21 protein-coding genes are annotated in these 24307 nt (G+C 64.0%); 12 read left to right on the forward strand and 9 right to left on the reverse strand.

The window, feature by feature from the left end:
• The first annotated feature begins 46 nt into the window (after nt 1-46).
• The 6 genes from fdh3B to R2R70_RS07180 all read left to right on the forward strand — a co-directional run bounded on the left by fdh3B (nt 47) and on the right by R2R70_RS07180 (nt 5255).
• Nucleotides 47-706, forward strand: a complete 660-nt coding sequence (fdh3B, locus tag R2R70_RS07155) for a formate dehydrogenase FDH3 subunit beta (RefSeq protein WP_043333544.1) — start codon at nt 47-49, stop codon at nt 704-706.
• 9 nt (nt 707-715) lie between these two features.
• Nucleotides 716-1762 carry a formate dehydrogenase subunit gamma gene (locus R2R70_RS07160; RefSeq protein WP_084589385.1) on the forward strand — a complete coding sequence of 349 codons (1047 nt, stop codon included), beginning with the start codon at nt 716-718 and terminating at the stop codon, nt 1760-1762.
• A gap of 280 nt (nt 1763-2042) precedes the next feature.
• Nucleotides 2043-2387, forward strand: coding sequence for a DUF1244 domain-containing protein (locus R2R70_RS07165; protein ID WP_054556717.1), 345 nt, complete (start codon nt 2043-2045; stop codon nt 2385-2387).
• A 2-nt stretch (nt 2388-2389) separates the two neighbouring features.
• The gene (moaB, locus tag R2R70_RS07170) at nt 2390-2920 is read left to right on the forward strand and encodes a molybdenum cofactor biosynthesis protein B (RefSeq protein WP_410977690.1); all 531 of its coding nucleotides are present in this window, start codon (nt 2390-2392) and stop codon (nt 2918-2920) included.
• Nucleotides 2910-4229, forward strand: a complete 1320-nt coding sequence (gene glp, locus R2R70_RS07175) for a gephyrin-like molybdotransferase Glp (protein ID WP_107334845.1) — start codon at nt 2910-2912, stop codon at nt 4227-4229. The genes moaB and glp overlap by 11 nt, the downstream gene beginning before the upstream one ends.
• 219 nt (nt 4230-4448) lie before the next feature.
• Nucleotides 4449-5255, forward strand: coding sequence for a carbonic anhydrase (locus tag R2R70_RS07180; RefSeq protein ID WP_131432007.1), 807 nt, complete (start codon nt 4449-4451; stop codon nt 5253-5255).
• A gap of 19 nt (nt 5256-5274) precedes the next feature.
• On the opposite strand, the gene R2R70_RS07185 is transcribed toward R2R70_RS07180, so the two are convergent.
• Entirely contained in the window at nt 5275-5898 is a 624-nt protein-coding gene (locus R2R70_RS07185) for a DUF479 domain-containing protein (RefSeq protein ID WP_410977691.1), read from the reverse strand.
• A 145-nt stretch (nt 5899-6043) separates the two neighbouring features.
• On the opposite strand from R2R70_RS07185, the gene selD reads away from it, so the two are divergent.
• On the forward strand, nt 6044-8407 hold the full coding sequence (selD, locus tag R2R70_RS07190; protein WP_410977692.1) for a selenide, water dikinase SelD: 2364 nt from the start codon (nt 6044-6046) through the stop codon (nt 8405-8407).
• A 194-nt stretch (nt 8408-8601) separates the two neighbouring features.
• Here selD and R2R70_RS07195 read toward each other — a convergent pair whose 3' ends face one another.
• Nucleotides 8602-9324, reverse strand: a complete 723-nt coding sequence (locus R2R70_RS07195) for a DUF3581 family protein (protein ID WP_054556084.1) — start codon at nt 9322-9324, stop codon at nt 8602-8604.
• 291 nt (nt 9325-9615) lie between these two features.
• On the opposite strand from R2R70_RS07195, the gene R2R70_RS07200 reads away from it, so the two are divergent.
• The 3 genes from R2R70_RS07200 (at nt 9616) to puuE (ending at nt 15451) form a co-directional block, all read left to right on the forward strand.
• Nucleotides 9616-11502, forward strand: a complete 1887-nt coding sequence (locus R2R70_RS07200) for a VRR-NUC domain-containing protein (RefSeq protein WP_410977693.1) — start codon at nt 9616-9618, stop codon at nt 11500-11502.
• Entirely contained in the window at nt 11469-14354 is a 2886-nt protein-coding gene (locus R2R70_RS07205; protein ID WP_410977694.1) for a helicase C-terminal domain-containing protein, read from the forward strand. Before R2R70_RS07200 ends, R2R70_RS07205 begins: the two co-directional genes overlap by 34 nt.
• 143 nt (nt 14355-14497) lie before the next feature.
• Nucleotides 14498-15451 (forward strand): allantoinase PuuE, encoded by a 954-nt coding sequence (gene puuE, locus R2R70_RS07210; RefSeq protein ID WP_410977695.1) that lies wholly within the window; start codon nt 14498-14500, stop codon nt 15449-15451.
• A gap of 111 nt (nt 15452-15562) precedes the next feature.
• On the opposite strand, the gene R2R70_RS07215 is transcribed toward puuE, so the two are convergent.
• The 6 genes from R2R70_RS07215 to R2R70_RS07240 all read right to left on the reverse strand — a co-directional run bounded on the left by R2R70_RS07215 (nt 15563) and on the right by R2R70_RS07240 (nt 21632).
• Nucleotides 15563-16855, reverse strand: a complete 1293-nt coding sequence (locus R2R70_RS07215) for an amidase family protein (RefSeq protein WP_410977696.1) — start codon at nt 16853-16855, stop codon at nt 15563-15565.
• 64 nt (nt 16856-16919) lie between these two features.
• Nucleotides 16920-17774 (reverse strand): amino acid ABC transporter ATP-binding protein, encoded by an 855-nt coding sequence (locus R2R70_RS07220; protein WP_410977697.1) that lies wholly within the window; start codon nt 17772-17774, stop codon nt 16920-16922.
• A complete protein-coding gene (locus tag R2R70_RS07225) occupies nt 17758-18411 on the reverse strand; it encodes an amino acid ABC transporter permease (protein ID WP_077376658.1) in 654 nt (217 codons plus the stop codon). The genes R2R70_RS07220 and R2R70_RS07225 overlap by 17 nt, the downstream gene beginning before the upstream one ends.
• A complete protein-coding gene (locus tag R2R70_RS07230; RefSeq protein WP_107334855.1) occupies nt 18408-19133 on the reverse strand; it encodes an amino acid ABC transporter permease in 726 nt (241 codons plus the stop codon). The genes R2R70_RS07225 and R2R70_RS07230 overlap by 4 nt, the downstream gene beginning before the upstream one ends.
• A 46-nt stretch (nt 19134-19179) precedes the next feature.
• The gene (locus tag R2R70_RS07235; RefSeq protein WP_410977698.1) at nt 19180-20034 is read right to left on the reverse strand and encodes a transporter substrate-binding domain-containing protein; all 855 of its coding nucleotides are present in this window, start codon (nt 20032-20034) and stop codon (nt 19180-19182) included.
• A gap of 608 nt (nt 20035-20642) precedes the next feature.
• The gene (locus R2R70_RS07240) at nt 20643-21632 is read right to left on the reverse strand and encodes a MurR/RpiR family transcriptional regulator (RefSeq protein ID WP_410977699.1); all 990 of its coding nucleotides are present in this window, start codon (nt 21630-21632) and stop codon (nt 20643-20645) included.
• A 373-nt stretch (nt 21633-22005) separates the two neighbouring features.
• Here R2R70_RS07240 and R2R70_RS07245 point away from each other — a divergent pair, with 373 nt between their 5' ends.
• Both R2R70_RS07245 and R2R70_RS07250 read left to right on the forward strand, forming a co-directional pair.
• Nucleotides 22006-22437 carry a hypothetical protein gene (locus R2R70_RS07245; RefSeq protein WP_410977700.1) on the forward strand — a complete coding sequence of 144 codons (432 nt, stop codon included), beginning with the start codon at nt 22006-22008 and terminating at the stop codon, nt 22435-22437.
• Nucleotides 22434-23039 carry a hypothetical protein gene (locus tag R2R70_RS07250; protein ID WP_410977701.1) on the forward strand — a complete coding sequence of 202 codons (606 nt, stop codon included), beginning with the start codon at nt 22434-22436 and terminating at the stop codon, nt 23037-23039. The genes R2R70_RS07245 and R2R70_RS07250 overlap by 4 nt, the downstream gene beginning before the upstream one ends.
• 199 nt (nt 23040-23238) lie before the next feature.
• Here R2R70_RS07250 and R2R70_RS07255 read toward each other — a convergent pair whose 3' ends face one another.
• A complete protein-coding gene (locus R2R70_RS07255) occupies nt 23239-23922 on the reverse strand; it encodes a TetR family transcriptional regulator C-terminal domain-containing protein (RefSeq protein WP_131431996.1) in 684 nt (227 codons plus the stop codon).
• Between the last annotated feature and the right edge of the window lie 385 nt (nt 23923-24307).

The raw sequence follows: 24307 nt of genomic DNA on the forward strand, positions 1-24307 counted from the left end.
CCTGTTGACCGAGGAATCCGGCGACAGGCCGTGAAGGAGAAGCACCATGGCCCAGATGAAATTTTTGTGTGATGCAGAGCGCTGCATCGAGTGCAATGGCTGCGTGACAGCCTGCAAGAACGCCAACGAGACCGAGTGGGGCGTTCAGCGCCGCCGCGTAGTGACCCTGGACGACGGCAAGCCGAGTGAAGTCTCCATCTCGGTGGCGTGCATGCATTGCGATGACGCGCCGTGCATGGCGGTCTGCCCCACCGACTGCTTCTACAAGACCGATGACGGTATCGTCCTGCACGACAAGGACATCTGCATCGGTTGCGGCTACTGCCTGTACGCCTGCCCGTTCGGCGCCCCGCAGTTCCCGCAGCAAGGCGCCTTCGGCGAGCGCGGCAAGATGGACAAGTGCACCTTCTGTGCCGGCGGCCCGGCCGAGAGCCCGGAAGAAGAGTTCGAGAAGTACGGCGCCAACCGCATCAGCGAAGGCAAGCTGCCGCTGTGCGCCGAGATGTGCTCCACCAAGGCCCTGCTGGCCGGCGATGCCGAGACCGTCTCCGACATCTTCCGTCAGCGTGTGGTCTACCGTGGCCATGAAGACGGCGCCTGGTCGCCGGTCGACAAGGCCAGCCATCCGGAAACCTCTGCCAACCTGACCACCAGCAGCGTTCAGCAGGCGGACCACCTGGCCTACGACGCAGCCCGCAAGGGGTAAGGAGGCGACATGCGCGCGCACTTTACAGCTTCACGGTTGACCGTGGTCGCCATGTTCCTGTGCCTGATGCTGGCCAGTCTCTGGCTGGCTCCTCAGGCACTGGCCGCGAACCCTGACGGCGAGATCGGTCAGGCGGTCGGCACGGTGGACGCCGATACCTGGCGGCAGGTCAAAAATGGGGGCAACTCTATCGACAGCCGTCATGACTCCAACTACAGCCTGATCAACCAGAGCGGCGAGACCTGGCGTCAGATCCGCAATCGCTGGATCTCACCGGGTGGCCTGATCGCGCTGGGTGGCATGCTGGCCGTGCTGGCGATCTTCTACCTGCTGGTGGGACGCAACAATCTGGACCACCCGCGCAGCGGCAAGCTGATGCTGCGCTGGACGGCGCTGGAGCGTGCCATGCACTGGACGCTGGCGACGCTGTTCCTGACGCTGGCCATCACCGGCATCAATCTGCTGTGGGGCAAGTTCGTGTTCCGCAATGTGTTCGGGGATGTGTTCTGGGCCAACATGATCATGGCGACCAAGGTGATCCACAACTATGTGGGCCCCCTGTTCTCGATCATGCTGATCCTGGTGCTGGCCAAGTGGCTGAAGCTCAATCTTCCCAAGAAGCATGACCTTGACTGGTTCCGTCAGGGTGGCGGCATGATGAAGGGCAAGCATCCGGACGCCGGCTTCGCCAATGGCGGGGAAAAGGCCTGGTACTGGATTCTGGCGACGGTCGGCCTAGTAGTGATTGCCAGCGGGCTGGTGCTCGACTTCCCGATCTTCGGCCAGACGCGTGACAACATGCAGTGGGCCAATGTCTTCCACGGCATCGCCTCGCTTATGCTGATCGCGGTGTCCTTCGGCCACATCTATATCGGCACCGCCGGTACCGAGGGCGCCTTCGAGGGCATGAAGACCGGTTATGTCGATGAGACCTGGGCCAAGCAGCACCACAATCTGTGGTACGACGAGGTCAAGCAGGCCGAAGCGGCAGACCCGGCAGCAGACCCCGCCACGGCGCCTGACGATAGCCTGGCACGTCAGCAACGTCCGAATTAGCGCGGCGTCAGACATCCGCTGGATGAGTGAAGATACGCCCGGTCAGGTTCGCCTGCCGGGCGTTTTCGCTTGCCAGCACAGACGCTGCCACCCACTAGCGTTCCACCGGCCAATCCGTCTGCCAATCCGTCTGCCAAACCACAGACCGAACCACAGGCGTGCAGCGCTGGTTCACAGCCCTGCATTAGTTGCGTAAAGTTTCAGATATCCGGCCTGGGCCCACTAGGCACCCCGACAGCATGAAGGCTGGCGCTTAGCTGCGCCTTCTCAGGAGAATTCGATGAGCGACCCGACCCCTCAAGCCGTACAAGACCTGAGCCAACTGGACGAACAGACCCGCACCGAACTGGAAGCGGCCGCTTTCCGTCGTCTGCTCAAGCATCTGGATGACAACAAGGATGTCCAGAACATCGATCTGATGATCCTCGCCGACTTCTGCCGCAACTGCCTCTCCAAGTGGCTGATGGCCGCTGGCGAGGAGCGTGGCGTGAGTTTCGATTACGACGCGGCGCGCGAGCATGTCTACGGCATGCCCTATTCCGAGTGGAAGACACATCACCAGGCGAAGGCGACCCCTGAGCAGCTGGCAGCGCTCGAGGCACGTCAACAAGGCAAGAAGGACTGATCATGAGCGGCAATAACGAACAGATCGGCCTCACCATCGCGGTATTGACCGTCTCGGATACACGTACCGCAGAGAATGACCGCTCCGGTGACGCTCTGGTCGACAACCTGACGGCGGCTGGCCATACCCTGCATGAAAAGCGCATCGTGCCCGATGACGTCTACCAGCTGCGCGCCGTGGTCAGCGAGTGGATCGCGGACCCGGCCGTGCAGGTCATCCTGACGACGGGGGGGACAGGCTTCACTGGGCGTGATTCCACGCCGGAAGCCATTCGCGTGCTGCTCGACAAGGAAATCCAGGGCTTCGGCGAACTCTTCCGTCAGCTTTCACACCAGGAAGTCGGCAGCTCGACAATCCAGAGCCGCTGTCTGGGCGGGCTGGCCAACCGTACCGTGGTGTTCTGTCTGCCCGGCTCCACCGGCGCCTGCAAGACGGCCTGGAACGGCATCCTCAGGGAGCAGCTCGACAGCCGTCATCGCCCCTGCAACTTCGCCAACCTGGTGATTCCGGAGCGCGGAACCCATGCCCACTGACGCCAGTAAAGACCCGCATTCTCGCCCGTCGCCTTCCGCGGCGGCAGAGTGTGGCTGCGACGCCGTACCTGTCGGCGCCAAGGGGCTGGCGCCCCTGGCCAGTGCACTCGCAGCGCTACGTGACAGCTGCCCGCTGATGCCTGCCGAGCGCGTGGCAGTCAGTGACGCTGCCGGGCGCGTGCTCGCCGAGGACGTGCATGCCGAGCTGGACGTGCCGCCTGCCGACAACTCCCAGATGGATGGCTACTGCGCCCGCGTGGCAGACATTGGTGACGGTGCCTGGCTGCCGATCAGTCAGCGTATCGCGGCAGGTCAACCTGCCACGCCGCTGGCCGTGGCGAGTTGCGCGCGCCTGTTCACCGGAGCGGAAATCCCCGACGGTGCCGACGTGGTGGTCATGCAGGAAGAGGTGACACTGCGTGAAGGCGAAGATGGCACCACCCTGGCCTGGCTGCCCGGACCTCGCACCCACGGCGACAACATTCGGGTTCAAGGCCGGGATGTCAGCAAGGGCAATCGATTGCTCGCCGCGGGCACGCGACTGGACGCTGCCGCGCTGGGCCTTCTGTGTGGCCAGGGGGCAAGTCACGTAATGGTGCGCCGCAAGGTACGGGTGGCCTTGTTCGCGACCGGTGATGAACTGATCGAACCCGGCCAGCCGCTCAAGCCCGGCCAGATCTACAACTCCAATCGCGTGATGCTCAGCCAGATGCTCAGCGACTTCGGGGCTGAGGTGGTGCTGGCGCCACTCAATGTGGCCGATACCTTCGAGGCCACCCGTGACGCCCTCGCTTCGGCGGCGCAACAGGCTGATCTGATCGTCACCTGCGGTGGAGTCAGCGTCGGCGAGGAAGACCACGTCCGCCCCGCCATCGAGGCGCTCGGCAGCTTGGATCTGTGGCGTCTGGCCATCAAACCGGGCAAACCACTGGCGCTGGGGCGCATCAACAGCCCCCGGGGTGACGCGGTGCGTGTCGTGGGCCTGCCGGGCAATCCGGTCTCAAGCTGGGTCGGAGGCTGGCTGTTCCTTCGTCCGTTACTGGGCGAGATGACCGACTGCACTGCATTGCGCGAGCTTAAACGTCTCACGGTACGCGCGGCCTTCTCTGCCCGCACCGCCATCCGTCAGGACCATCTGCGCGTCACCTTGGCGCCCGGCAGTGATGGACAGCTTGAGGCACATGCCTTCCCGGACCAGAACTCGGCGGTACTCTCCTCCTGCGCCGGTGCTCAGGCACTGGCCGTGATTCCGCCCCACGCACAGCTCAACCACGGCGACAGCGTGGAATGCCTGTGGCTCGAGCGCTGACACCGCTCTCCCCTCCCTTTTTCACAATTGTCTTTACAAATGTCGTGAGTACTACCGCGACAACTGACGCTGGAATGCGACACCCTAGTGATACTCCAGCGTCATCTTGACCTCGCCCCTGAGTCCGGCACACTGATTGCCTTCATTCATCTGAGTTCTGACTGCCTAGGGCGGCTCAGGACACTGATCGGTTACGGACTCTTGAGCAAGGACACCTCAATGCCAGCCTCTTCCTCGTCGCCCCGCGCGCTGTTACGCCCACTTGCCATGGCTGTGCTGCTTGCCACCACGTCGTCACCCTTGCCAGCGCTCGCCGATGACATTGCCACGTCGCCTGCGCCGGGCACGTCGGTCACTGAATGGAGCTATGCGAGTGAATCCGCGGATGACACCAACGCCGGAGCCAATGGCCCCGAGCATTGGGGAGAGCTCACCCCGGGCTATGCCGAGTGCTCAGCCGGCAGCCAGCAGTCGCCGATCGATATCGACAGCCAGTCACGCACGCTGAATGAAGCGGGCCCGAAACTCGACTACCACTCGCCGCTGCTCGTCACGCGCGATACGGGCCACACCCTGCAGATCGAAGGGGCCAGCGGCAATACCATGACGCTGGATGGCACCCAGTACACCCTGTCGCAGGTGCACCTGCATGTGCCGTCAGAGCACGCCATCGACGGCAAGCGTGCCGCCATGGAAATCCATCTGGTGCACAGCACGCCGGAAGGCAAGCTGGCCGTGCTGGCCGTAATGGTCCAGGAAGGGCATGACAACCTAGCTCTCAGCCGCCTCTTGAGCCGCCTGCCCCAGCGCGGTCTCTCCGAGACCCTGACAAGTGGCCTGTCTGCCAATCTGCTGCTGCCACGCGAGCATGCCGGCTGGCAGTACTCCGGCTCGCTTACCACTCCCCCATGCTCTGAGCCCGTCACCTGGTTTGTCATGCAGACGCCGATCGAAGCCTCCCAAGAACAGATCGACGCCTACCATGAATGGCAAGGCGGAGAGAATGCCCGCCCCCTTCAGCGCTGATTGACAAAAGCACGTCTACTTAGGCCGGCTGGCGCAATGCCAGCATGTCCGGCCACAACCGCGCGAAGCTGTCCTCGAGCATCGCGCGGTTATCCGCCAACCACGGCGTCATGTCCGCCAGCGGATTGGCTTCTGCATCCAGATCCCCCACCTTGTGCGTATGCCTTCCGCTGCGTGTATCACTTTGCTGGCGTAAGCGGCGTCTGGCCGTCATGCGCTCGCCGATGCTGGCAATGGTCGCGAGTGTGAACTCCAGCTCCTGATAGCGCCTGAGTGCATCGCGCACCTGAATCCATTCGATCAGGCTCGACAGACGTGACGGCATCTCCTCACGCGCCAGCAGTCGATAGAGGCGCTCGATATCGTCATCATGCATCTCGGCGGCCAGCAGGTGATCCCACATCATGTCGAAGGCGATGCCGGCGACACGTCGCGACGAAGGCGGCACCTGGGTCAACAACCAGCGTGTCTCGGGATGAGCGTCGATCACCGCGTCGCAGTGGCGGTGAAAGCGGATGCCCGCCTCTACCTCCGGCGACCAGTCGCTCAGGTCACTGCCGCGCACGCCATCGGCAATCAGGTTGCCAAACAGGAAGTTATCGCTGCCCGCCAGACTCAGGCGTGCATGACCGAGAAAGTTCAAGTTGCTAGACTCCTGCTTTTGCGAATCCTGTCGCCGGTCTCATCTGGCGCGCCCTGGCTCTGCATACCCTGCTCCTGTTTCCCTACTCTACTGACTATCGAGATTCACGATGCCGTCCGCCTCCATGCCAGTCAAAGCGCCTATCGTGCGTGATATCGTCCTGATCGGCGGTGGGCACAGCCACGTCGGCGTGCTGATGCGCTTTGCCATGCAGCCAGAGCCCGGTGTCCGCCTGACCGTCATCTGTCGCGACACCGACACGCCCTATTCCGGCATGTTGCCGGGCTACGTCGCCGGTCATTATACGTTCGACGATGTGCATATCGACCTGCGCCGGCTGTGTCAGTTCGCCGGCGCCCGCTTCTATCGCGATCAGGTGATCGACATCGACCGCCGCGAGCGCCGCGTGATCTGCGCCGAGCGCCCGGCGGTGGACTACGACCTGCTGTCGATCAATATCGGCTCCACGCCTCGCCTGTCCCACATCGACGGTATCGGTGACCCTGAAGCCGCAGACGCCCCCGTGGTGGCGGTCAAGCCGATCAGCACCTTCCAGCAGCGCTGGCTGAGTCTGCTCGAGCGCGCCAGAAGCGCCGAGCGCCCGCTCGATATCGTGCTGGTCGGCGGCGGTGCCGGCGGGGTCGAGCTGCTGCTGGCCATCCAGCAGCGCCTCGCCACCGAGTTGCCCGATGCGCTCGCGCCGAACCTGACGCTGATCACACGTGGTCAGCGTCTGTTGCCCACCCATGCGCACACGGTCAGTGAGGCGCTTGCCACTACCCTGCACGCGCGCGGTGTCCAGGTACATTTCGGCGAGGAGATCACGGCCGTCGAACGCGCATCCTCGACCGCCCAGCGCCAGCTGATCAGTGCCAGCGGTGCCTGCCATCAGGCCGATGAGGCCATCTGGGTGACACGGGCCGGTGGTGCGCGCTGGCTGGAGAAGACCGGACTGAGCCTGGACGAGGATGGCTTCCTCAAGGTTCGCGATAGCCTGCAGACGCTTGAGGATGACGCCATCTTCGCCGCGGGCGATATCGCGCATCAGCTCAACCATCCCCGCGAGAAGGCCGGCGTGTTTGCCGTGCGTCAGGCGCGGCCACTGGCCGACAATCTGCGACGGGCCGTGCGCGGCGAGCCACTCAAGGACCATATCCCGCAGTCGCGCTGGCTGGCGCTGATCAGCACCGGGGATCGCGATGCCATCGCCTCGCGCGGCAGCCTGGGGCTGGTCGCGCCGCGTCTGCGCCCGTGGCTGTGGCGCTGGAAGGACCATATCGATCGCCAGTTCATGGCACGCTTCAATGAACTGCCCAGCATGCAGGACGCCGCGGACACCGGCGGCCTTTCCGGGCTGTATCAGCGTATCAGCGCTGCTTGGCAGGCGCTCAAGGGCAGCGATGGCAAGCTGCATCCGCGCCTGACCGCCGAGCTGGATGAGCAGGAGGCGCATCAGGCCCTGTCCGCACTGGCGATGCGCTGCGGCGGCTGCGGGGCCAAGGTCGGCGCCAGCGTGCTGTCGCGAGCGCTGCAGAGCCTCGCCCCGCGCGAGAACCCGGACGTGCTGGTCGGGCTGCATGCCCCGGATGATGCCGCCATCGTGCGCGTACCCGATGGACAGGCGCTGGTGCACAGCGTCGACTTCTTCCGCGCCTTCATCGATGACCCCTATCTGTTCGGGCGCATCGCCGCCAATCACGCGCTGGGCGATCTCTACGCCATGGGCGCGACGCCGCATACGGCGACGGCGGTGGCCACGGTGCCACAGGGGGTCGAGCGCAAGGTCGAACCACTGGTGCGCGAGCTGATGCAAGGCGCGACCGAGGTGCTCAACGAGGCAGGTTGCAGTCTGGTCGGCGGCCACACCGGCGAAGGTCAGGAGCTGGCGCTGGGCTTCGCGCTCAATGGTCTGGTGGAGGAGGGTCTGGCCGGCGTCACCTGCAAGGGCGGCATGCAGCCGGGTGATGTGCTGCTGCTTACCAAGGCCATCGGCACCGGCACGCTGTTGGCGGCGCACGCACGCCTGGAAGCCCGCGGCCGCTGGATCGACGCCGCGCTGGACAGCATGCAGCAATCCAGTCAGCGCGCGGCGGATATCCTGCGCGCGCATCAGGTGAGCGCCTCCACCGATGTCACCGGCTTCGGTCTGCTCGGCCATCTGGTGGAGATGACCCGCGCCAGCGGCGTGGATGCCGAGCTCGAGATCGATGCCCTGCCAGTGCTCGACGGCGCCGAGTACTGTGTCGCCCGCGGCGTGGTCAGCTCGCTGCAACCGGCCAATCTGCGCCTCAAGCGTGCCCTGAAGGACCAGGCCGGCGTCATCGATCATCCGCGTTATCCGCTGCTGTTCGATCCACAGACCGCCGGTGGCCTTCTGGCCAGTGTGCCAGCCGGTGAGGCCGAGGCCTGCCTGGCCGCGCTCAAGGCTGCCGGCTATCACGCCAGCGCCATCATCGGGCGCATCTCCCCCCAGGGCGATGCACTGGCGCCGATCAGCATCAAGCACTGAGCACGGTAGAACACTCGCACGGAGAGCCAGCCAGCCGGCGGTGAATGACAACCGGCGATTCCCAGCGATGCTTCACAAGCGTTGTGATATTCAGATGGCAAGACGCCCGCCAGAGAATTCTCTGGCGGGCGTCTTCATGACTGCCGACTCATGCGCGGGGCAACTGGCGACAAGCGTCAGACTGACCGGCTATCTCAGGCTTCGGCTTCGCGCTTGAGCGCCTCGAAGGACTCCACGAACGCATCCATGGTCTCGGCGCAGTAATCCCGCAGCCCACTGACGACCAGCTTCTTGGAGCCACTGCCGATGCACTGCTCGCCATCATGGATGCTGAACTCGAGCAGGGTATCGCCACGCTTGCCGTTGACCTCGAGCGAGGACCCCACGAAGTCGAGGTGCAGGTCGGCGATATCCAGGCGCTCGAAACAGAAGCCCATGCTGTCGTAGATCACCAGCGGGCGGGCCGGGTTGAACATCACGCCCTTCTCCAGCATCAACGGCTGCAGGAAGTGCGGGAAGTTGCGCCCGGAGAAGGCGATGTACTGGCGGGTGAAATTGGCGACCACTTCCTCGTCATGGGTGGTATCGCCGCTGCGCTCGACCGTCAGGTAGACCTTGCCGGCTTCATCGCGCACCAGCAGGGACACGCCATTCTCGTCGGGGGCGTCCAGCGCTTCGAAGATCAAGGGCACATCGTTGCCGACCATGCCGCAGAAACGGATGGTCATGCACTGCGACAGACCGAATTTCGCCAGCAACAGGGAGAACAGCAGGTCGCCGGGCACACAGAAGCGTCGCGCGTCCGGGTCATGAATGGGGTTGTAATCCCCCGCCATCTGCTTGGCGAAACGACTTGCCTGCTCGGCGGTGATCCGCACGCGGCCATCTTCGACCCGGTGAAACTGATCAAGAAACATGGACTGCCTTCCTGCCCTGCTTGAATAATGATCGATGGCCCATCCTGAACCATCGCGGAAATGCCTCCGAGGGGAGGAATCGCGGTCGACGCGCTGTCACGCCTGCCCACCTGTCGTGTCATGAAGCTTTCAAGACATGCAGATGAAACGATTTTACCACTGGATGACAGTCAGGTGGTGACTCGTGACAGGCTTTGCAAGAGATTGCAGCGCGACAGATGGCCATATACTGTATATAACCCCATGCTTTCGGGCAAACCGCCGCACTGCCCGCTACTTCGACAGGTCGCCATGCAAGCCGCTCCCCTCGACAATCCGCGCTACTACCTGGCCAACTTCGACACCCTGATCGGCTGGGTCTGCCAGTGTCACGCCGATCTGCTGACAGAAGCGGAGCGTGCCACGGTGGACGCCATCACTCACCTGCCGGATGCCTCGCGGGCCTTGCTGGTGCGACTGCTGATGCGCAAGGGCGATCATTTCGAACGCTCGCAGCTGCATTATCCCGAGATCGGTGCGATCGAGGCCGCAAGCCAGCCATTGATCACACCGCTCGCCGACAGTGCCACGCCTGACGGCCTGTGCCGCCACAATGCCGACCTGACGCTGGACGAGATGCTGGCGCTGGTGACCTTGCCGCGCCTCCGGGCTGCCTTTGCCGAGCTGCCCAGAAGTACGCCCAAGCGTCGCATGCATGATGCCATCAGCGAGCTGCTGGGTGACATCACGCCACGGCCACTGCCAGCGTGGTTGAACGACCCTGCCGCAGACACCTTGAGTGTCCGGCTGGGTGAGCTGTCGCGGCGCCTGAGCCTGATGTTCTTCGGCAACCTGCGCCAGACTCTGTCGGACTTCGTACTCAGCGAGCTGGGCCTGCTGCGTTGCGAGACAGTCGCCCTGTCGCCGGCCTCGCGCGCCTTCACCCATCGCTGGGAGGTGGATCGCTATCTGGCGCTGGAGCAACTGCGTGAGGACTGGCAGCAAGCCAGCGAGCGGCTGGGCCGCACGGCGAACGCCGAGCTTGAGCGGCACTGGCAGCGCATCGTCGCGGCGCTGGATGCGACGCCGTCTGCAGCGGCAAACGAGCTCCGCAGTGAGCCGTCCACGACTCATCAGCTCACTGACGCTCATGCCACTGACGGGCGTGCTATTGATGATCGTGCCAATGCCTGGCTGGCGCAGCGGCGTGACCGCCTGCGCTTCTCGCTGGCCCGCGACGCCGAGCGTCAGGGCTGGCATCAGGCCGCTGCCCGTCAATACGCCTGTCTCGAGGATTCCGCATATGCCCCGCGTGCCATGCCGCGCCGGGTGAGAGCACTGGAGTTGTCTGGCGATATCAGCGCAGCTCACGCGCTGGCCAGCGAGCGGTTGGCGCGCGCCGAGATCACGCTGGACGAGCAGCTGGCACTCGAACGCGCCCTGCCGCGTCTGTGCCGTGGCCTCGGATTGCCCGCGCCCAGCCCCGCCAAGGCACCGACCACGCCGCAGATCACCCTCACGGTGCCCGACCTTGCCACCTCGGCGGCTGATGGCATCCACGGGGTCGAGCGCGCAGCCGCCCATGCGTTGGCCACGCCCGAGGCACCGGTCTTCTATGTCGAGAATGGCCTGATTCCCGCGCTCTTCACCCTGCTGTGCTGGGAGGTGCTGTTCGCCCCCTTGCCGGGGGCCTTCTTCCACGCCTTCCATACCGGCCCGGCGGACCTCTATCGTCCTGACTTCGTCAGCCGTCGCCAGGCCGCTTTCGAGGCCTGCTTCGCACGCCTGAACGATGAAAGCTACCGGGCGGTGATCCGTGAACGCCACCAGCAGAAACAGGGAATTCAGGCGCCCTTCGTGCACTGGGAGCTATTGAGCGAGGAACTGCTGAACCACGCACTGGACTGCATCCCACCCGCGCATCTGGAAGCCTGTTTCCGCCACCTGCTGGCCAACCCTCGCGAACATCGCGCCGGCCTGCCGGACCTGATCCAGTTCTTCCCCGAGCACAGCAGCGACCGTTATCGGCTGATCGAGGTCAAGGCGCCCACCGACCGTCTGCAGGACAACCAGCGTCACTGGCTGGCCCTGTTCGCACGCCATGCGATGCCGGCGCTGGAGTGTCGAGTCGAGTGGCTGAGCGCGACCGAGGCCTCAGCAGACGAATGCTCCCGGCACAAGGCACCTCCTGCATCATGATCAAGGCGGACAAGACCCACGCTGAGCCCGCACGCTACCGGATCGCGGTGCGTGAACTGTGCGCCTTTGCCGCGCGCGAGGGCGATCTGGACCTGCGCTTCACGCCATCGCCTACCGCCCAGCAGGGCATCCGTGGTCATCAGCGTATCGTGCGCCGCCGCGGCAAGGACTATGAAAGCGAGATCTCGCTCAGCGGTGACATCGGCAACCTGACCATCCGTGGGCGCGCCGATGGCTATGATCCCAAGCGCAACTGCCTCGAGGAGATCAAGACCCACCGCGGCGACCTCTCCCGCCAGCCCGCGCACCATCGCGCTCTGCATTGGGCCCAGGCACGCGTCTACGGCGCCCTGATGTGTCGCAGCCGAGACCTCGAAGGCATCACGCTGGCTCTGGTCTATCTGGACATCGCGGCGGATGCGCCCAGGGGCGTCAAGAGCACCAAGAAAGAGCAAGAAGAGCAGAACGAGCAGACTGACCCAAAACAAGGCCAGGCGCAGCATGATGAGCAGCGTCTGGAAGCCTGGTGGAGCCGTGAGGCGCTGGAGGCGGAGCTGGCACGTCTGGCGGCACGCTTCAGCGAATTCGCCGCCAATGAGCTGGCCCATCGCAGTGCCCGCGACAGCGCGCTGAGCCGCCTGGCCTTTCCATGGCCGAGCTGGCGCCCCGGGCAACGCCAGCTGGCCGAGCACGCCTACAAGGCAGTGATGACCGGCCGCGAGCTGCTTGCCGAGGCACCGACCGGCACCGGCAAGACCCTGGCGACGCTGTATCCGGCACTGCGCGCGATGCCCGCAAGCGGCACGGACAGACTCTTCTACCTCACCGCCCGCACGCCGGGGCGCGCGCTGGCACTCGACGCGCTGGCCACCTTGGCACCAGCCGCTGATGACAGCGAGGATCAGGACAAGACACCGGCGACACCGCTGCGCATTCTGGAACTGGGCGCGCGCAGCAAGACCTGCGAGCACCCGACACTCGCCTGTCATGGCGAGTCCTGCCCGCTGGCGCGCGGGTTCTATGATCGCCTGCCCGCGGCACGCGCCGCCGCGCTCGCCGACCAACGGCCACTGAATCTGGCGACGACACGCCGCCACGCTTTGGCCCACGACATCTGCCCCTATTTTCTCGCCCAGGAGCTCTCGCGCTGGGCGGATGTCATCATCGGCGACCACAACCACTACTTCGACAGTCATGCGCTGCTGTTCGCCCTGACCCAGGCCAATGACTGGCACACGGTGGTGCTGGTCGATGAGAGCCACAACCTCATCGAGCGCGCCCGCGGCATGTACAGCACCGAGCTCGACGCCCGGCAGTTCCACTTTCTGCTCAAGCAGCTGAGCCGCACGGGCCATCCGGCCCCGCTGCGCTCGGCCTCCCGCGCGCTGGCCCGGCAATGGCGAGCGCTGGAGCAGCTCGAGCTGGGTACTGACGACGATACACAGGCGAGCAAGGTCGATAGCAGGCACGAAGGCCACAAGGCGCAGCGCCTTGCGCTGGAGGCTCTGCCCGGCGACTTCCTCAAGGCCTTGAGCCAGTGGACCGGCGCGATGGGCGACTGGTTGGCGGAGCCTGACAAGGCCGCAAACCCTGCTGCGGCCAGGCAACAGCCAGCGAGAGCCAAAGCAACACAAGCCCCCGAACAGCTGGGCCTGATCGCAAGCGATGCCTCCTCTTCGGCACCGATTACCAAGGATACAGGCACTGCAACGACAGTCTCCGGCTCGGCCTCCTCCACGGCCAGGCGCCGCGTGGAGCCCGATGTCGAGATGATGGAGGCGTATTTTGCGGCACTGACACTGGCGCGACTCGCCGAAGGCTTCGGCGATCACTCTCTGTTCGAGGTCGAACTCGCCGCCACTCCCCCTGCGCGGCAGGCGTCGCTTGCCAGCGATTCAAGCTCGAGTTGCAGCGCAGCATCGGCTGTAGGGGCAGAAGCAGTAGGATCAGAAGCAGCAGCCCGGCCACGCAAGCCCCGCGGGCGCAGCGTGCGCCAGATCCAGCCGCGACTGCGCTGCGTCAGCCCGGCGCCGTGGCTGGCGCCCCGCCTGCGCGCCAGTCACGCCACTCTGCTGTTCTCGGCCACACTCAATCCACCGGCCTATCACCATCGCCTGCTAGGTCTGGCGGACGATGCCGTCTGGCTGAGTGTCGATTCCCCGTTCAGCGCGGCCCAGGTGCAGGTCAGTCGTCACCGGCTCTCGACACGCCTGCGGGATCGCGACGCCTCCTGTCGGCCGATCGCCGAGTTGATGGCGCGCCAATACCGGCAGCGCCCGGGCAACTATCTGGCGTTCTTCTCGAGCTTCGCCTATTTGGAGCAGGTCGCCAGCACCCTGCAACAGCTGGCGCCGGAGATTCCCCAATGGCGCCAGACCCGCGCCATGACGGAAGCGGAGCGCACCGGCTTCATTCAGCGCTTCACGCCCGAGGGCCAAGGCATCGGCTTCGCGGTACTGGGTGGCGCCTTCGGCGAAGGGATCGATCTACCCGGCTCGCGTCTGATCGGGGCCTTCATCGCCACCCTGGGACTGGCCGGTTTCAGCCCCGAGAATGAAGAGCTCAAGCAGCGCCTGGCCACATGGCTCGACAACGACGCTCAGCGGCGTAGCCAGCCGCAACAGGCTGAAGGCGACTCACGCGACGATACGCGCGCACCGCATCCGGTCATCCAGCCCTTGAATGCCGATGACTGCACCTATCTGTACCCGGGACTCACCAGAGTGGTGCAGGCTGCCGGCCGAGTGATTCGCAGCGAGCAGGATCAGGGCGTGATCCACTTGATCGATGACCGCTTCATGCGCCCGGAAGTCGCACGGTTGCTGCCTCGCTGGTGGACACCGACGAATTGATGCGGGATGCAAGCGTGATGTCGCCACCATGCGCCGTGATGGCACAAAGCCTGCACATCAATGGAGATGTGATTGTGTGTACATTTCGCACTTGTCTTCACTCTTCATTACGTTACGTTAGCCATCCGCAAGGAAGCCGCACGATGCCAGACACCGACAATGCCCTGTGGGGCGATGAGTATCCGCGTGACCTGATCGGTTATGCCGACACGCCACCGCATGCCAACTGGCCGGGTGGCGCAAAGATCGCGGTCCAGTTCGTGCTCAACTACGAGGAAGGCGGCGAGAATTGCCTGCTGCACGGCGATAGCGAGAGCGAGAAGTTTCTCTCCGAGATCATCGGTGCCGAGGCCTACCCCGCGCGGCACATGAGCATGGAGTCGATCTACGAATATGGCTCGCGCAGTGGCGTGTGGCGGATTCTGGATGAATTCAAGCGCCGGGAATTGCCGCTGACGGTCTTCGGGGTCGGCATGGCGCTGGCTCGCCATCCGGATCTGGTCGCGCGTTTCCTGGAGGACGGCCACGAGATCGCCAGTCATGGCTGGCGCTGGATTCATTACCAGCACATGGATGAGGCCCATGAGCGCGCCCATCTGGAACGCGCGGTGGAAAGCTATCGCGAGCTGGTCGGCCATGCGCCGCAGGGCTGGTATACCGGACGTGACAGCCCCAATACCCGCCGTCTGGTGGTGGAACACGGCGGCTTCACCTACGACAGCGATTACTACGGCGATGACCTGCCACTGTGGATGGAGGTGACTACCGCCAATGGTGAGCAGGTGCCGCATCTCGTCGTGCCCTACACCCTGGACACCAATGACATGCGCTTCGCCAGCGCCCAGGGCTTCAATAGCGGCGAGGACTTCTTCCAGTACCTGCGCGATGCCTTTGATGTGCTCTATGCCGAGGGCGACACCGCGCCCAAGATGCTCTCCATCGGGCTGCACTGTCGGATCGCCGGCCGCCCGGGACGCTTCGCGGCGCTGAAACGCTTCCTCGATTACATCCAGTCCCACGACAAGGTATGGATCACGCGACGCATCGATATCGCCGAGCACTGGCAACGCGAGCATCCCTATACCCCCGCCAACTGACGAACCATCCCTTCAAGCGCCAGCACCACAAACGCCGCAGCCCTTTCGGGATGCGGCGTTTCTGTTCAACTCCAGACAATGTCTGCAATCGCACATGCAAGGCAGCGCTGGTCAGTTTTCCAACATGCTGGCCAGTGCCAACAGGCTCTCATCACGACCCGGCAGGCCCAGCAATGACACGCCCCAGGGCGGGGGTGCGGATTCCTGTGGCAGACGTGCCGCCGAGTCGGCAAGCCACGGCAGACTCAGCTGCGGCGCACCGTTCAAGCCCGCCAGCGCGGTGAGTCCCATCAGGCGATGACGATAGGCCTCCATCACCTCTAGGCTAGCGCCCAGCAAAGGTGAGGCGCCCGGCGTGGTGGGCAGCACGAAGACCGCCTCGCTGGTGGCTTCGGCCTGGGCATGAGGCACGCGACTGCCAGCCTCCGCTGCCGACTCGCTTCCTTCCTGACTGGCCGCCAGCTGCTGGCGATACCAGCCTCGAACGGTATCTGCCTTGGCTTCTGCTGCCTGCTCGTCGGTATCGCTGAGCGTCATGCACCATTTGAGTCTTGCCGCGATATCCGGATTCAGCTGCGGCCAGCGAGTTTCGGGCCCCTGCTCCGGCGTACTCAACCACGCCTGGTGCGTACGCCGAATCTCGCAGCCCTGCAGAATCCGGAAGGCTTCACTGGCGCGTGCCATGAAGGCCTGGCTCAGCATGCGCCGCTCGCACTGAAAGCCGAGCGACTCAAGACGCCGGGACAGCGGCCCGAGCAGGCGCTGATAAGGCCCCGCGGCCAGCCCTTCCGGTACCAGCAGGATGATACGAGCCGGCAGTCGAGTGGCTGTCGCCGGCGGCATCAGCACCTCACTGACCTGCGTCAGCGTCGCCAGATCCCGCGTCATCCAGCCGACGGTGTCGAAGCGCGGCGCCAACGGCTTGAGCCCCGTCATGCTGATGCGTCCATGAGTCGGTCTTAATCCGTAAAGCCCGCAGTAACTGGACGGTACGCGGATGGAGCCGCCGGTATCGGTGCCCAGCCCGATCTCCGCCTCGCCACGTGCCACCGCCACCGCAGAGCCCACGCTCGAGCCGCCCGGCAACCTCAGCGGCGCGCGTGGGTTCTGCGGCGTGCCGAAATGCGCATTGGTGCCATTGAGGCTGTAGGCCAGCTCATCGGTGGTGGTGCGGGCTCGATAATCGGCCCCCGCCTGCTGAAGCGCGAGGACAGCAGGTGCCGTATGCCGCTCAATGGGGGCACTGGCCAGCAGGTCAGGATTGCCCTGGCCGATGCGCTCGCCCTTGATCGCGAACAGATCCTTCACCACCAGTCGCTGACCATTCAGCGGACCTTCTTCCTGCCGCCCCTGTCCCCGCGGCCCGGAGAAACGCGCCGAGGCAACATAGATACGCTTGTCCATCGGGACCGACTCCATTCGACTCATTAGGGGGTCGCCTTCTTGGCACGATCATGGTGCGGTGTGATCACAGCACCGCGCCAAGGAACTGGCGCAGCTCTTCCGTGGCCGGATTGGCAAACAGCGTCGCGGGGTCGCCTGATTCATGCACGCGCCCTTGATGCATGAAGATCACGCGATCCCCCACATCGCGGGCGAAATTCATCTCGTGGGTGACCAGAATCAGCGTCATGCCCTCACGCTTGAGCTGTTCCAGCACCTTGAGCACATCGCCGACCAGTTCCGGGTCCAGCGCCGAGGTGATCTCATCGCAGAGCAGCACCTTGGGGTGCATCGCCAGGGCGCGTGCGATCGCCACCCGCTGCTGCTGTCCACCGGAGAGCTGACTCGGCCAGGCATCGAATTTCTCCCCCAGCCCGACCTTGGCCAGCATCTCGCGGGCCTCGCGCTCGGCGACATCCCGGGCGACGCCCTTGACCAGCATCGGTGCCAGCATCACGTTCTCGCCGACGCGCTTGTGGGGAAACAGATTGAAGCTCTGGAACACCATACCGACATCCTGTGCCAGGGCGGCGGCGTCCATCTCGCTACCGTCCAGCAGCTTGCCGGCGACATGAATGGCGCCGCCGTCATGCTGTTCAAGCTGATTGATACAGCGCAGCAAGGTGCTCTTGCCGGAACCGCTGCGACCGATGATCGACACCACCTCACCCGGGCGCACCTCGAGATCGATCCCCTTGAGTACCGGCAGGTCACCGAAGGACTTGGTCAGCGCCGACAGACTGACCAGCGGCGCCTTGGCGCTCTCGGTATCAAGGGCGCTGTCGGAGACGGGAGCGCTCTCGGTGACGGCGGCCTTCTCGGAGACAGCAGCGTCGGATGAGGCGCTTTCCAGCGCAGAAACTTCAGCGAGCAGTGACATTGAGACGTGCCTCCAGATGGCGAGCCAGCCGCGACAGCGGATAGCACATGGCGAAATACAGCAACGCGACCAGCGCGAAGACGGTGAAGGGTTCCAGGGTGGCGTTGTTGAGCATGGTGCCGGCCTTGGTCAGCTCGACGAAGCCGATCACCGAGGCAAGCGCAGTGCCCTTGATGATCTGCACCGAGAAGCCGACGGTCGGCGCGATGGCCATGCGCAGCGCCTGCGGCAGGATGATGTGGCGCATGGTCTTCAGGTAGCCGAGCCCCAGCACCCGCGCCCCTTCCCACTGCCCCTTGGGCACCGCCTCGACACAGCCGCGCCAGATGTCATGCAGGAAGGCACTGCTGAACAGCGTCAGCGCCACGGCCGCCGCCGTCCAGGCCGAGACATCCAGCCCGAAGACCGCCACGCCGAAGAAGGCCAGGAACAACTGCATCAACAGCGGCGTGCCCTGGAACAGCTCGGTATAGAGACGACAGAAGAGCGCCGCCCCCGGCCAGCGGGTCAGGCGCAGAAAGGTCAGCGCCAGCCCGACCAGACTGCCGCCGATGAAGGCGATCAGGGACAGCGCCAGTGTCCAGCGCGCCGCCAGCAACAGGTTGCGCAGAATGTCCCACAGCGTGAAGTCGATCATGAGTGGGCCTCTTTCAGGACAGGGGAAGACAGACGGCTACGCGGGGCCGGCGTCAGGTGGCGAAAGCCGAACAGGCGACGCCCGATGCGGTTGAGCAAGGCGCGCATCGCGATGGCCAATAGCAGGTACATGCCTGCCGTCACCACGTAGCTCTCGAAGCTCAGGAAGGTACGTGACTGGATGAAGTTGGCCGCGAAGGTCAGGTCCGCCACGCTGATCTGGGAGACCACGGCGGAACCCAGCATCACGATCACGCACTGGCTGGTCAGCGCAGGATACATGCGTTCCAGCGCCGGCATCAGCACCACATGGCGATAGCTCTGCCAGCGGGTAAGCCCCAGTGCCCGCCCGGCTTCCCACTGGCCGCGACCGGTGGCATCGACCCCGGCACGCAGGATTTCACTGCTGTAGGCCGCCAGGTTGAGTGTCATCGCGATTACCGCAGCCATCTCGGCACTGAGTGACAGCCCCAGCGCCGGCAGACCGAAGAAGATGAAGAACAGCTGGACGATGAAGGGCGTGTTGCGCAGCAGCTCCACCAGCATGCCCAGCAGCCGGCTGAAGAGGCTGGTCGGCGCACGATGGCGCTGCCAGACACACAGCACCGCGCCGAGTATCCCCAGCGTGGTGGTCAGTGCCGTCAGCCAGACCGTCGTCATCAGCCCGGCCATCAGGTCGGGCAGATACGGCAACAGGCGCGGGAAATCCGGGAGATAGTTCATCGATCAAGCCTCACGGGCAAAGGGATCAGACGTGTGACGTCTCGATTCAGGCATCCAGTGACGGCAGCGGCGCCTTGAACCAGGTCTCGGAGAGCGTATTGAGCGTGCCATCCTCGATTCCCTGGGCGATCAGCTCATTCACGCGCGCCTTGAGCGCCGGCGAGTCATGACGCATGCCCACATAGCAGGGAGAATTTTTGAGCGGCAGCACGCTGACCGGCACGCGGGCAGGATTGCGCTCGGCGATGGCGGCGGTGACGAGATTGCCGGTGGCGATCATCTCGACCTGCCCTGACAGGAAGGCCGACAAGGTCGTGTTGTTGTCTTCGAAGCGCTTCACGGTGGTCGATTCCGGTGCCACCTTGCTGAGCTCCATGTCTTCCACCGAGCCACGTGTCACGCCGATGGTCTTCTCGCTCAGTGCTTGCGCGGAGTCCACCTCACTGCCCTTCTCGCCGAACACGCCTAGGAAGAACGGCGCATAGGCATCGGAAAAATCGATCGCCTTCTCACGCTCGGGATTCTTGCCCAGGCTCGAGATCACCAGATCGACCTTGCGGGTCTGTAGGTAAGGGATGCGATTGGCCGAGGTGACCGGCACCAGCTCAAGCTTCACATCCATCTCGTCTGCCAGATAGCGCGCCATGTCGATATCGTAGCCACGCGGCTTGAGGTCCGGGCCGACCGAGCCGAAGGGCGGGAAGTCCTGGGGCACCGCCACTTTCAACACCCCGCTATCTTTGATGTCACTCAGTGCATCCGCGTGTGCGCTCAGGGCGGTGGACGCCAACGTGCCCCACAGGGCCAGCAATATTCCCTTGCGGACCCAGTTGCCAAGACGCTGCTTGTTGCCTGTCCGTGTGGCGCGCTGCTGGGCCTTGCTCTCGTGACGCTTGCTCATCGGTCGACTCCGGTATCCGTCAATGCCAGGCGCTGATACGAGAACGACTCGTCATGCGCCTGGTGCCTTGCGGCAGTGGATTGTTGTTGGTTGTTGTTGATCGTCCCGCCGTGCTTCTTGCCGAGTGTCTCGCCGAGTCAGATCCAATGACTCGCTGTCCCATTCGTCTTCAGAACCTGACCAATGAAACAAGTGATTCCCTTATCAATCTTTGCAACAGGTGTGCCAAAGGCTTGCGCTAGATGCTCAATCAGGTGATCGAGTTGCAGGCAGCGCAGAGTCACCTGCGGCTCACACGCCCGAGCAGGGGCCTGAGAACGCGCTTGAGCACAGGCATGCAAGCCAAACAGCGAATGGAAAGGAGAAGAAGCGATACACACCTGCGGGAGGCGAAATCGAGGATGGTGGCCTCGACGGGCGGCGAGATCAGGGCGCCGACACCAGCGACATGGCAGCAGATGGTGCAGTCAGGCAGGCATATGCGCCCTGCGGGTGCGCAGAGCGCGGCGAGTCGAATCGGGCCGCCGCACAGATCAGAAGCAAGGCTGGCGGCCCACAGGGGGATAGAGAGGGAGAAAGGAAAGGCAGGAGCACTTCAAGCTGTACGATCAGCCGTCGCCCAGTTCCTCCAGCGCATCGAAGGTATCGGTCACGCGGCGTATCTGACTGCGCCCACCGACGAGGTCGTCATGCAGCAGGCGCGTGGCCAGCAGATTGATCTGGCTCATGGCTGCGGCGTAGCTGTCGAAGGCGCTGACGCTGTCCAACGGGCAGCGCAGAACATGCTCGATACCGGCGGGGATGGTGCTCAGGCTGTCATCGCAGACCAGCAGCACCGTACAGGGCGCCTGCCCCAGCCATTCAAGCAATCGTGCCAGCCCCTGCGGTCGCCGGCGCATGGCGAAAACCACCACGGCGTCATCGGCGCCCAGGCGTGCGACCTCCTCGCCGAGCGATTGTCCGGGTTGCGGCAGCACCGCCACCTGCTCGCGTAGCTGCAGCAACTGCTGGCGCAGGTGCAGCGCCAGTGGATAGGCATTGCGAAAGCCGATGATCTGCAGCCGCTCGGCCTTGGCCAGAGCGCTGTTCAAGGCCTCCATGTCGAGCATGTCCAGCGCCGCCAGTGCCTGACGCAGGTTGCGACACTCCTGCTCATAGTGACGCTGGTGATGGTCTGCCGTCGGCGCTGCCGCCACCGGCACACCGGATTGGCGCAGACTGCGCGCCTGGTCCCGCGCCTCACGGAAGTCCTGATAGCCGAGGCGGCGGAACAGGCGGCTGACCGTCGCCTTGGAGACGTCGGTCAGACGTGACAGTTCCGCGGCGTTGTATAGCGCCAGTTCATCCTGATGCGCGAGCAGAAAGCGCGCGATGCGCTGCTCGTTCGGGGTGAGCTCCTCAAGCGAGCGGGTCAGACGCTGATGCAGACTCAGGCTCCTGGTTCCCTGCCTTGCGGCATGGCGAGCGAGACTGACGGTGGCATCGGCATCGACATCGACATCGGGGGCAGGCACTTCCCCATCCGGGTGCACTGCCCGGGATTCACCGGACACGTCATCCTCGGAGGGCGCGCTGTGATCTATGGGCGCTCGTGGCATTAAGAGACACTCCTGAAAAGATTCTGCGTGAGCGCAGAGCAACGATTGCATCAACGATTGCATCAAGACAGTGCAAAGCCTGGGCCAGGTGCTGACTGACAGTGCATAGACGAAAGGCGTAACCCTCGCGATGAGCGCTTTTTCCTCATCCTGAACGCCTCTGACGCCCTCAAGCGCTGCACGACGCCAACCATCCGCACCGCGCGACAGACACAAGCGACTGTTTTTACTGTTCATCACATCAAAACGGCACGCAAGCCGCTTGATCAAGACTAGCCAGCCGACAGGTCATACGCCGCGCAGTAACGCCAACGACCCTTGCCGGACTGCAATATTCCCGATAAAGCGCTCGCGATGCGCAAGGAGCATTCTCATGGCCACCTCAACGATGACTGCCCTCCTCGATACCTGCCGAGCCATGACAGCCAAGGTCACGACACAGACATTCACCCTCTTGCCGCGCTCTGGTAGCGCCACCCAGGATGTCGCCAATGCCCAGTCCGCTCAATTGCTGGGCGTGATGGCGATGGGCTACGAGGCACCGCCGCTGAGCCTGAAGACAACGGCGGCCCCCACGACGCCTTCACCGGCCCATGACACGCGCAGCCAGGCTGACATTGCCGCCTCGGCAGTGGCAGCCCAGACCTCAGCCGAGACATCGACTCCGACAGCATCGCCCATCGCGCAGCAGAAAGCCGTCTTCAACCCTGACATCAATCACAAGGCTCACGCTGACTGGGAGGCGATGCACCGTCACCACACCCTGCTGCGTCAGAGCATGACGCGTCGAGGAATGCTGGCATGAGCGTCTATACCATCGGCATGGAATGCGGCATGCACATACCGCTGGAGAACAGCATCGCCCTCGCCCCGGCGCCTCGCACCAAGCTGGAGCTGACCGCCGGCCAGCACGCTGGCGAATACCTGAGCATGATGTCAGGAGCCATCCAGCCGCTGACGGATAGCGACGATGCGTTGCTGAAAAGCCTGGAGGCGCAGCTGCCGCGCCGCAGCCTGATCTGGACGGCGCGCGGGATCACCGAAGTCGGGCGTGGCTGGCGTTGGCAGTCATCGCCCGGCCATCCCCAGGCGCCCTGGCTGGACGCCGTGCATCACAGCTGGCCGAGTCATGCGCCGCGCTGGCTGCGCAAGGCGCCGGTGGTGGTAGTCACCGCCGATGCGCTGCCGCTGGCCAACCGCACCCGCCACCAACGTGACCTCGCGCGTCTGTGGTCCAGCGCCGATGCCGCGCTGATCTATCTGGCCGACGATGCCCGCGATGGCTGGCAGATGCATCAACACTGTGACATCTCTCAATTGGAAAAAGCCGAGTTGTCGGGGGCCAAGCAAGAGGAAGAAGCCGTGCTGGATCGCGATCCTGGCATGCCCTTGGAGATGGCAAGCTGACCGCCTGATGGCGGTTTCCTTCACTTTTCCAGAATGACGCAAGAACGACGCAACAACCAAAAAGCCCGCCCCGGATTCCGGGGCGGGCTTTTTGCTGTGCGGCGAGGCAGTGACAACAGACAACAGGCGACTGACAGAGCGCTGAACCCGCCGGCTTAAGCGCTCATGCCGCTCTTGCCGCTCTTGCCGCTCTTGCCGGTCATGCCTGAGAAGGGCACAGACCATCACAAAGCGTGCTGGCCACGAAATCCGCCAGCTGCTCCCAGTCTTCATCGCTCTGTGGCGCTCCCCCCAGCTGATCGATCTGGGCGGCGAAATCCGCGTAATGCTGAGTGGTGGACCAGATGAGGTAGATCACCCACATCGGCTCCGCCTCACGCAGTTTACCCGCGGCCATCCAGGCCTTCATGACATCACAGCGCGCCTGTACCCAGTCACGCAGGTCGCCACTGAGATAATCGCGCAGGAAAGGCGCCCCGCTGATCACCTCCGCCGCGAACAGGCGCGAGGCCTGCGGTGCCTGGCGTGCCAGCTTGAGCTTGACGCGCACCAGCGCTTCCAGCACCTCACGCGGCTCATCGTCGGGCGAGATATCCTCGAGCGAGGCATTCCAGCGCGTCAGGGTCTGCTCCAGCAGGTGAACGTAGAGCTTCTCCTTGGAGCCGAAATAATAGAGCAGATTGGCCTTGGGCAACTCGGCCACTTCCGCAATCTGCTTCAAGGTGCTGCCGCGATAACCGTGACAGGCGAATACGCATTCGGCGGCCTCGAGAATGCGGCTCTCGGCTTGCTCACGAGGAGAGCTGGCAGGCGGCACGCTCAACTCCGCACTACGGGTACGACGGACTTCAGCGTAAAGGGAAGAAGGAGAATCCGCGGGCATCGGCATCACTCATCAGGTCAGAAAAAAGCATTCGAGTCTCTTGGCGACAGCCCCCTGTCTATCTCACTCGCTTGTCAGCGGCGATGTGCGCAAGCAGGAGGCTCTGGTCAAGCGACTATCACGTGGCGTTGGAACAGCAGTGAAAACAGCCCGTTGAGACACCGGCGAACAAAATACCACAACATGCACTGACCATTTGGTCAGATTCTTGCAGGAATCACAATACGACCTGTTACATTGATAGAGACAACAGCCTGCAGACCAACGCTCGCCGCCATGGCAGACCCAGCCCGCTGGCAAGACAGAGCAAGCCCGTCGACAAGGCAGAACAAGGACTTGAGCGTTGGAACCACGCTGTACGCGACAAGGCACCACAATGACAATA

Origin of the sequence: Cobetia sp. SIMBA_158, from assembly GCF_046566945.1 — a bacterium.
Taxonomy (GTDB): domain Bacteria; phylum Pseudomonadota; class Gammaproteobacteria; order Pseudomonadales; family Halomonadaceae; genus Cobetia; species Cobetia amphilecti.

Coding starts and splice junctions, on each gene's coding strand:
- fdh3B (WP_043333544.1), top strand. CDS start 47: ATGGCCCAGATGAAATTTTTGTGTGATGCAGAGCGCTGCATCGAGTGC.
- R2R70_RS07160 (WP_084589385.1), top strand. CDS start 716: ATGCGCGCGCACTTTACAGCTTCACGGTTGACCGTGGTCGCCATGTTC.
- R2R70_RS07165 (WP_054556717.1), top strand. CDS start 2,043: ATGAGCGACCCGACCCCTCAAGCCGTACAAGACCTGAGCCAACTGGAC.
- moaB (WP_410977690.1), top strand. CDS start 2,390: ATGAGCGGCAATAACGAACAGATCGGCCTCACCATCGCGGTATTGACC.
- glp (WP_107334845.1), top strand. CDS start 2,910: ATGCCCACTGACGCCAGTAAAGACCCGCATTCTCGCCCGTCGCCTTCC.
- R2R70_RS07180 (WP_131432007.1), top strand. CDS start 4,449: ATGCCAGCCTCTTCCTCGTCGCCCCGCGCGCTGTTACGCCCACTTGCC.
- R2R70_RS07195 (WP_054556084.1), bottom strand. CDS start 9,324: ATGTTTCTTGATCAGTTTCACCGGGTCGAAGATGGCCGCGTGCGGATC.
- R2R70_RS07200 (WP_410977693.1), top strand. CDS start 9,616: ATGCAAGCCGCTCCCCTCGACAATCCGCGCTACTACCTGGCCAACTTC.
- R2R70_RS07205 (WP_410977694.1), top strand. CDS start 11,469: ATGCTCCCGGCACAAGGCACCTCCTGCATCATGATCAAGGCGGACAAG.
- puuE (WP_410977695.1), top strand. CDS start 14,498: ATGCCAGACACCGACAATGCCCTGTGGGGCGATGAGTATCCGCGTGAC.
- R2R70_RS07215 (WP_410977696.1), bottom strand. CDS start 16,855: ATGGACAAGCGTATCTATGTTGCCTCGGCGCGTTTCTCCGGGCCGCGG.
- R2R70_RS07220 (WP_410977697.1), bottom strand. CDS start 17,774: ATGTCACTGCTCGCTGAAGTTTCTGCGCTGGAAAGCGCCTCATCCGAC.
- R2R70_RS07225 (WP_077376658.1), bottom strand. CDS start 18,411: ATGATCGACTTCACGCTGTGGGACATTCTGCGCAACCTGTTGCTGGCG.
- R2R70_RS07230 (WP_107334855.1), bottom strand. CDS start 19,133: ATGAACTATCTCCCGGATTTCCCGCGCCTGTTGCCGTATCTGCCCGAC.
- R2R70_RS07235 (WP_410977698.1), bottom strand. CDS start 20,034: ATGAGCAAGCGTCACGAGAGCAAGGCCCAGCAGCGCGCCACACGGACA.
- R2R70_RS07240 (WP_410977699.1), bottom strand. CDS start 21,632: ATGCCACGAGCGCCCATAGATCACAGCGCGCCCTCCGAGGATGACGTG.
- R2R70_RS07245 (WP_410977700.1), top strand. CDS start 22,006: ATGGCCACCTCAACGATGACTGCCCTCCTCGATACCTGCCGAGCCATG.
- R2R70_RS07250 (WP_410977701.1), top strand. CDS start 22,434: ATGAGCGTCTATACCATCGGCATGGAATGCGGCATGCACATACCGCTG.
- R2R70_RS07255 (WP_131431996.1), bottom strand. CDS start 23,922: ATGCCCGCGGATTCTCCTTCTTCCCTTTACGCTGAAGTCCGTCGTACC.